The sequence below is a fragment of the Actinokineospora spheciospongiae genome, assembly GCF_000564855.1.
GTDB lineage: Bacteria > Actinomycetota > Actinomycetes > Mycobacteriales > Pseudonocardiaceae > Actinokineospora > Actinokineospora spheciospongiae.
Window position 1 is genome coordinate 1 of record NZ_AYXG01000257.1, and the last position, 5,231, is coordinate 5,231.

Sequence of the window (5,231 nt, forward strand, 5' to 3'; positions counted from 1 at the left end):
GCTGCCGCCAGCCCCGCCCCCACTGCCCCCACCACTGCTGCCCTTGCCGCCACCGCTGACGGCAGAACCGTGGCCAGTGCCGCCAGCGGCCCTGCCCCCGCCGCCAGCGGCGCCGCTGTCTCTGCGGTCGGCTCGGCCGCTGCCACCGCCGCTGGTCCTGCTGCTGCCGCTGGTCCTGCCGCCGCTGCCGCTGGTGGTGGCCCTGCTGCGGCTGGTCCTGCCACCGCCGCCTGCCCCAGCACCCCCACCGACCTCGCCACCAGTGGTTCCACCGCAGGCGGTCTCGTCGGCTCCGCCGGTGGTTCCGCCACCTCCACCGATCGCTTCGCCTGCTCCGCCGATCCCGCCTCTGCCGATCCCGCCTCAGGCGGCCCCGGTCGCCCTTCCGGTGATCCCGCCGCCCGCCCCGCTCGCGGCGCGACCACCCCCGCCGCCGACGCAGGCGGCTCCCACGGCCCGGCTTCCCGCGCCGAAGACGCAGCAGGTCGGACCACCCGCCCCGGCGGCGACCTCCACCGCGTGGCGGACCCCGCCCACCCCGCCCACCCCGCCCACCACGGCTTCGCCGATCCCGTCGTCGCTGCCCGGCACGGGCTCTGGCACGCCGATCCGGACACCGCCGCCGCCCTACTGGCCGCTGCCCGCCGTGCCGATCCTCGGGTGGGCGCCGAGCTGACCCTCGCCGACGACTGGCTGCGCGGTCCCCGCCGTCCTCGGCCCGTTCCGGAGCCCGTGCGGGCCGTCGACCGCTGGCAGCGCTCTGCCGCCGCGCTGCTGCCGGGGCTGCTCGCGGGTGCGCTCCCGGATGTGGTCCGGGACGCGGAGCGGGTGCTCCGCGGTTGTCCCCTCACCGACCACACGCTCGAGGTGCTCGCGGGGGCGCTCGCCGCCCTCGTGCACGCCGATCGGGTGGACCTGGCTGCTCGATGGGGTGATGACCTGCTCGGGCGGGCGCGGGAACGGGGGGCCACCACGTGGTCGGCCGTGCTCGGTGCGGCGCGTGCGGAGATCTCGCTGCGCCAAGGTGCGCTGCGGGTGGCGCGGTCCACGGCCGAGGAGAGCCTGCGGATGCTCCCCGACCGCTCCTGGGGGATTCTGGTGGCGTTGCCGCTGGCGACGATGCTCAGCGCGGAGACCGCGCTCGGCGTCACCCCGAGCGCGGCGCTGCGCCACGTCCTGCCGGAATCGGCCTACGACACCGTCTTCGGCGTCCGCTACCTGTACGCCCGCGGGATGCACCACTTGGCCACCGAACGGGTGCTGGCCGCCGTGGCGGACCTGGAGGAGTGCGGGCGGCGGATGACCGGTTGGGGCCTCGACCTGCCGTCCCTCGCTCCCTGGCGCACCGGTCTGGCCGCCGCGCACCTCCGCGCGGGCAGGGTCCGCGCCGCCGCCCTGCTGGCCGACGAGCAGTTGGCCCTGCCCGCCGCCGCCAGCCGCTACACCCGGGCGCTGGCCCTGCGGGTGCTGGCGCGCAGTCGGGGAGCGGGCCTGCTGCACCAGGCGGCCGAGGAGTTCCGGGCTGCGGGGGACCGCTACGCCGCCGCGGTGTCCCTGGCGGAGTTGAGCCGCACCCTCACCGAGGGCGGTGACCCCGCCGAGGCCCGCCGGGTGGCCAGGAGCGCCACCGACGAGGCCAAGCTGTGCGGGGTGACCGACCTGGTCGACCGCGTCCTGCGGCACCGCCCCGCCGCCCACCCCGAACCCACCGACGCGGCCTTCGCCGACCTCAGCGAGGCCGAGCAGCGGGTCGCCACCCTCGCCGCCCTCGGCCACACCAACAAGGAGATCGCCGACCGCCTGCACGTCACGGTGAGCACGGTCGAGCAGCACCTCACCCGCGTCTACCGCAAGCTCGGCGTCCGCCGCCGGGGCGACCTGCCCGCCCGGCTGGCCACCGGCCGCCCCGCCTGACACTGGCCGCCCGGTTGGCCACCGGCTGCCCCGGCTGGCCACCGCCCGCCCGGCTGGCCACCGGCCGCCCCGCCTGACACCGCCCGCCCGGCTGGCCACCGGCTGCCCCGGCTGGCAACTGGCTGCTCCGGCTGGCCACCGCCCGCCCGGCTGGCCACCGGCTGCCCTAGCTGGCTACCGGCTGCCCCAGCTAGCCCGGTTGGCCACCGACTGCCCCGCCTGACACCGGCCGCCCGGTTGGCCGCTGGCTGCCCCGGCTGGCAACTGGCTGCTCCGCCTGACACCGGCCGCTTGGCTGGCTACCGGCTGCCCCAGCTAGCCCGGTTGGCCACCGACTGCTCCGCCTAGCACTGGCTGCTCCGCCTGGCACCGGTGGAGCGCCACGATCACCCCAGCATCCCCAGCACCCGTTCCCCCACCGCGTTGGCCACAGTGGACACGAACGACGTCAGGTACAGGTGGCCCCCGGAGAACAGTTGCAACTCGAAAGCCCCCGAGGTCACGGACTGCCAGGTGGCGACCTCCTCGGCCCGCGCCACCGGGTCCTCGTCGCCGACCATGCCCACCACCGGCGCACCCACCCGCGCGTCGCCCCACCGGTAGGTCGCCGCCGCCGAGAGGTCCGCGTGTGCCGTCCCGGAGGACTCGGCCGACTCCGCCACCCGGTGCCGCGGCGGTCCCGGCGCACCCGAGACGAACAGCACCAGCGGCGGCCGGTGCAGCCGCAGGGCCGTCTCGAAGGCGACCACCGCCCCCATCCCGTGGCCGAACAGCGCCACCGGCAGGTCCGACCCGGCGGCCCCGGCGATCCCGTCGGCCAACTCCTGCACCGTCCGCGCGGGCGCCTCGCCCCGGCGGTCCCGGCGGCCCGGGTACTGCGCCCCCAGGACCTCCACCGGGTGCGACACCGCGCGGGCGAAGGACAGGTAGAACAGGGCGTCGGCGCCCGCGGGCGGGAGGCAGACGACCCTGGCCGCCGGGCGGTCGCAGGCGCGCAGGCGGCGCAGCCAGGAATCCCCCGGTCCACTCATCGGCTGCCCGACTCCCTTTCCCCCGACGCTCGGCCCAAGGTGCCACCCCGGTTCGGCGGGGCTCAACCCCTAGGGTGGCGCCGGGTGCCCGGTCGCGGCGAAAGCCGGGGATCAGGGGTTCGGATAGGGGCATAACCCGGGTGTTGTCCCCGGCTCGGGTGGGCGCTGACCTCAACGATCGCCGGGTCGGGCATTTGAACTGACCCTGCTTTTTGTCACCGGGAACGCAAAAAGGCGGTATCTGAACAATCACACACAGCATTCGCTCTTTGCGTGAGCGAACAACGTGGAAAAAACCGCCCCGGGGCCGCCCGAAAACGATGGCGGCCGGGGATGATGGTGGATGTCGGAATGAGGGGTGGGGGACATGGTGCTCGGTCGGGTGGTGGTCGGGTCGGTGGTGGCCGCCCTGCTCGGCGGGTGCGCCGCGGGGGCCTCGCAGGTGCCCACGGTGACCGCGGCGGGGCGGCCGACGGAGGCGCCCGCGGCGACCCGGACCCTCGACCTGGCCAAGGCCGTCGACCCGTGCGCGGTGGTGCCGAAGAGCATCCCGCTGGGCCTCGGCGTCTACGGACCCGGCCAGCCGCACGGCGGCGAGGCGGGGACCACGAGGTTCTGCGTGTGGGCCGACCGGGTGGAGTGGCCCCGGATCAGCGTCGGCTTCAGCGGCAACGACCCGCTGGCCGCCGCGTACCAGGACTCGTCGCGGCCCGGCGCCGACGGGACCGGGCTGCGGTGGAAGCTGTTCGAGCAGATCAGCGTCGACGGCCAGCCCGCCCTGGTGCGCGCGCAGCGGACCGACGGCACCGTGCTGTGCGAGGTGGTCGTCGGCGCCGGGGACGGCGGGGGCGTCGTCGTGGCCGCAGGCGCCAGCGGGGCCAACGACACCGGGGGCCAGTGCCAGACCGCCGTGTCGGTCGCCGAACAGGTCGTCACCGCACTGCGCTGACCCTTCTGCGGCCGACCTCCCGGCGGCTGACCTTTTCCCGGCAATGGTGCCCGCCGCGTGGACGGCATTTCCGCATTTGTTCCGCTCCGGGTTCTTGTCATCCCGAGCACAAGATCCGGTACTGTCCGATTGGAGCGCTTCGGCGTCGTGGCCCCGCGTGCGGGCCCCCGGACGCGACCCCAGGAGGACTCCCACATGTTCAAGCGGATGCTCTCGGCCTTCGGCGTCGGCGGCCCGTCGGTGGACACCGTGCTCGACTCGCCGCACGTCTACCCCGGGCAGGCCGTCACCGGCCAGGTGCGGGTGCAGGGCGGCAGCGCGCGCGCCGAGATCGACCGGATCGTGCTGTCGCTGATCACCAGGGTGGAGGTCGAGCACGGGGACCACGAGGGCGTGGGCACCGGCGAACTCCTGCGGGTGGTCGTGGCCGATCGCCTGGTCATCCCGGAGAACCAGCGGGTGGACGTGCCGTTCCGGGTCGAACTGCCGTGGGAGGCGCCGATCACCGCCGTCTCCGGCTCCCCGCTGCCGAGGATGTCGGTCGGCCTGCGCACCGAACTGGTCATCGCGGGCGCCCCGGACAAGGGCGACCTGGACCCGGTCGAGGTGCACCCCCTGCCCTCGCAGGACCGGGTGCTCGACGCCTTCGGCGCCCTGGGCTTCCAGTTCAGCAGCGCCGACGTGGAGGCCGGGGTGCTGCACGGGGTGCCGCAGCAGCTCGGCTTCTTCCAGGAGATCGAGTTCTACCCCCCGCGCGAGGCGGCGGGCCGGATCAACCAGGTCGAGCTGACCTTCGTGGCCACCCCGCACGAGCTGTACGTGGTGCTGGAGGCCGACAAGCGCGGCGGCCTCTTCCGCTCCGGCGGCGACGCCTTCGGCCACTTCCGGATGACCCACCAGGAAGCGGAACGCACCGACTGGACCCCCGTCGTGGGCGACTGGCTCACCCAGGTCGCCGGTCGCGGCGGCCACTCCGCCTTCGGTCACCACCAGGAGCACGGGTACCACCAGGACCACGGCCACTACGGCGACCCGCACCGACGCGGCCCCGGCATGGGCGGCATCGTCGGCGGCGCGGCAGCGGGCATCGTCGGCGGCATGGTCCTCGGCGAGGTCTTCGAAGAGGTCTTCGACGACGAGTGAGGGCCCACCAGCCACCACCCACCCGGACCCATCGGCGAAGCGACAACCGGCCACCCCACAAACCGGCGGCCCGGCTACGCCACTACCCGGGTGGGTGGATGCGGTTGCCTAGCCGACCACCCCCGAAACCGCCGGCCCGACTACGGCCCTGCCCGGGTGGGTGGATGTGTTTGGCCGGGGGTGGCGATCATGTG

Annotated in this window: 5 protein-coding genes; 3 read left to right on the forward strand and 2 right to left on the reverse strand. The window is 75.0% G+C overall.

Features of this window, described 5'->3' with window-relative positions; genetic code table 11:
* Positions 1 to 363 precede the first annotated feature (363 nt).
* Positions 364 to 603, reverse strand: a complete 240-nt coding sequence (locus tag UO65_RS33905) for a hypothetical protein (RefSeq protein WP_152552392.1) — start codon at positions 601 to 603, stop codon at positions 364 to 366.
* A 57-nt stretch (positions 604 to 660) separates the two neighbouring features.
* Here UO65_RS33905 and UO65_RS32440 point away from each other — a divergent pair, with 57 nt between their 5' ends.
* The gene (locus tag UO65_RS32440) at positions 661 to 1,914 is read left to right on the forward strand and encodes a helix-turn-helix domain-containing protein (RefSeq protein WP_052022105.1); all 1,254 of its coding nucleotides are present in this window, start codon (positions 661 to 663) and stop codon (positions 1,912 to 1,914) included.
* A 386-nt stretch (positions 1,915 to 2,300) separates the two neighbouring features.
* On the opposite strand, the gene UO65_RS32445 is transcribed toward UO65_RS32440, so the two are convergent.
* The gene (locus UO65_RS32445) at positions 2,301 to 2,945 is read right to left on the reverse strand and encodes a thioesterase II family protein (protein ID WP_052022106.1); all 645 of its coding nucleotides are present in this window, start codon (positions 2,943 to 2,945) and stop codon (positions 2,301 to 2,303) included.
* A 367-nt stretch (positions 2,946 to 3,312) separates the two neighbouring features.
* Here UO65_RS32445 and UO65_RS32450 point away from each other — a divergent pair, with 367 nt between their 5' ends.
* Positions 3,313 to 3,894 carry a DUF3558 family protein gene (locus tag UO65_RS32450; RefSeq protein WP_035290678.1) on the forward strand — a complete coding sequence of 194 codons (582 nt, stop codon included), beginning with the start codon at positions 3,313 to 3,315 and terminating at the stop codon, positions 3,892 to 3,894.
* 195 nt (positions 3,895 to 4,089) lie between these two features.
* A complete protein-coding gene (locus UO65_RS32455) occupies positions 4,090 to 5,037 on the forward strand; it encodes a sporulation protein (RefSeq protein WP_035290680.1) in 948 nt (315 codons plus the stop codon).
* The last annotated feature ends 194 nt before the right edge of the window (positions 5,038 to 5,231 follow it).

Coding starts and splice junctions, on each gene's coding strand:
- UO65_RS32455 (WP_035290680.1), top strand. CDS start 4,090: ATGTTCAAGCGGATGCTCTCGGCCTTCGGCGTCGGCGGCCCGTCGGTG.
- UO65_RS32445 (WP_052022106.1), bottom strand. CDS start 2,945: ATGAGTGGACCGGGGGATTCCTGGCTGCGCCGCCTGCGCGCCTGCGAC.
- UO65_RS32450 (WP_035290678.1), top strand. CDS start 3,313: ATGGTGCTCGGTCGGGTGGTGGTCGGGTCGGTGGTGGCCGCCCTGCTC.